The 1,750-nt window shown below is 62.7% G+C and carries 2 protein-coding genes; both read left to right on the top strand.

Annotated elements, in window-relative coordinates:
* Positions 1–96 precede the first annotated feature (96 nt).
* Positions 97–657: an NAD(P)H-dependent oxidoreductase gene (locus M3484_RS23490; RefSeq protein WP_092898856.1), complete on the top strand. Its 561-nt coding sequence runs from the start codon at positions 97–99 to the stop codon at positions 655–657.
* A 55-nt stretch (positions 658–712) separates the two neighbouring features.
* A partial coding sequence (gene sfnG / locus M3484_RS23485) for a dimethylsulfone monooxygenase SfnG (protein ID WP_249499505.1) occupies positions 713–1,750 on the top strand: 1,038 nt, incomplete at its 3' end.

The following is a 1,750-nucleotide window of genomic DNA, read 5'->3' as shown; positions in this document are numbered from 1 at the left end:
GAAAGAAACCCACTGCGGTTTGGCTGAATTTGGAATGGCGCGTTGAGGTATCCGGGTCTTATCACGACGGTACTTGTCGGGATTGAGGAAAGCTGTATGTCCGAACTTCATATCGTGGGTCTTGCGGGGAATATCACCGCGCCGTCGAAAACGCGCGCGCTGGTCGGGCAGGCGCTGGATCTGGCCGGGGCCGGGTTGCAGGCGCGCACAACCCTGTTCGAGATCGCCGATTTCGGCGAGGATCTGGGCCGGGCGCGGCGCGCCGATGACCTCAGCCCGCAGGCGCGGCACAATCTCGATACGCTTTTGCAGGCCGATGCGCTGATCGTTGCGACGCCGATCTACAAAGGCTCTTATCCCGGTCTTTTCAAACATCTGATCGACCTGATCGACCCGGCCGCGCTGCTCCGCAAGCCGGTGCTGATCGCCGCGACCGGCGGGGGCGAGAAACATGCGCTGGCAGTGGAACATCAGCTGCGGCCGTTATTTGCCTTTTTCGAGGCCCGCGTGCTCTCGACCGCCGTGCATGTCTCGGATCGCGATTTCAGCGAGGGGCGGCTGGTATCGGACCCGGCGCTGAACCGGCTCGCCCGCGCCATTGACGAATTCAGCACGATTTTCCCCGGCGCCGCGCGGATCCGCGCCGCCGCCGAATAACCCGTCTCGCCGGATAACCCGTTTCACAGGACAACCCGTCTCACAGGGGCTGCATATGACCTCCGATCCCGTCAAATTCGCCTATTGGGTGCCCAATGTGTCGGGCGGCCTCGTGATCTCGGATATCGAACAGCGCACCAGCTGGACGCCGGAATATAACCGCAGACTGGCGCAGATCGCCGAAGCGGCGGGCTTTGACTATGCGCTGAGCCAGATCCGCTTTACCGCAGGATATGGCGCTGAAAATCAACATGAATCCGTCTCGTTCAGCCAGGATCTTCTGGCCCATACCCAACGGCTGAAGGTGATCGCGGCGCTGCTTCCCGGCCCCTGGAACCCGGCGCTGGCGGCAAAGCAAATCGCCACGATCAGCCATCTCTCGGGCGGGCGGATCGCGGTCAATGTGGTCTCGGGCTGGTTCCGGGGCGAGTTCGCGGCGATCGGCGAGCCCTGGCTGGATCATGATGAGCGCTACCGGAGATCCGAGGAATTCATCCGGGCGCTGCGCGGCATCTGGAGCGAGGAGAGCTTTACCTTCCGGGGCGATTTCTACCGCTTCAGCGACTATAGTCTGAAGCCCAAACCCGTTGATCCGCAACCGGAAATCTTCCAGGGCGGCTCGTCGCGCGCGGCGCGGGATATGGCGGCACGGGTCTCGGACTGGTATTTCACCAATGGCAATACGCCAGAGGGGCTGCGCACCCAGGTCGAGGATATCCGCACGAAAGCCGCGGCGAACGGGCATAAAGTGAAGGTCGGCATCAACGCCTTCGCCATCGTGCGCGAGACCGAAGCCGAGGCGCAGGCAGTGCTGCAGGAGATCATCGCGCAGGCCAATCCCGAAGCCGTCAGGGGCTTTGCCGGACAGGTGGTGAATGCCGGCCGCGCCAGCCCCGAGGGCGAGGGCAACTGGGCGAAATCCTCCTTCGAGGACCTCGTGCAATATAATGACGGCTTCCGCTCGAACCTGATCGGCACGCCCGACCAGGTCGCCGAACGCATCGTCGGCCTGAAAGAGGCCGGCGCCGACCTCATCCTTCTCGGCTTCCTGCATTTCCAGGAGGAAGTCGATTATTTCGGAAAACACGTCCTC

The sequence above is a fragment of the Pseudomonas sp. GX19020 genome (assembly GCF_023371075.1).
GTDB lineage: Bacteria > Pseudomonadota > Alphaproteobacteria > Rhodobacterales > Rhodobacteraceae > Pseudogemmobacter.
The sequence above is the reverse complement of the archived record's forward strand: the minus strand, read 5'-3'. Positions and strand labels throughout refer to the sequence as shown.

Coding starts and splice junctions, on each gene's coding strand:
- M3484_RS23490 (WP_092898856.1), top strand. CDS start 97: ATGTCCGAACTTCATATCGTGGGTCTTGCGGGGAATATCACCGCGCCG.